At 59.8% G+C, this 224-nt stretch carries 1 protein-coding gene; it reads right to left on the reverse strand.

What is annotated here, in order from left to right; genetic code table 11:
* The coding region (locus tag AAFM29_RS17485) for an SDR family oxidoreductase (RefSeq protein ID WP_341713994.1) at positions 1–224 on the reverse strand (224 nt) is incomplete at both ends.

The raw sequence follows: 224 nt of genomic DNA on the forward strand, positions 1-224 counted from the left end.
TGGCGACGCCCATGACGTTGTAATGGGGCACCACCTTTTCCGCGCCGTAATAGGAAAGCGTCAGGATCGAGCCGCCATTGGGCATCATCGCGCGCGCGCGCTTCGTCACCGCGACAAGCGAGAAGGCCGAGATGTTCATCGTCATCAGGAAATTGTCGAGGCTGGTATCGACATAGAGGCCGCGCAGTTCGCTCTTGTCGGAAAAGCCGATGGCGTGGACGACG

The organism is Erythrobacter sp. (assembly GCF_038133525.1).
Taxonomy (GTDB): Bacteria; Pseudomonadota; Alphaproteobacteria; order Sphingomonadales; family Sphingomonadaceae; genus Qipengyuania.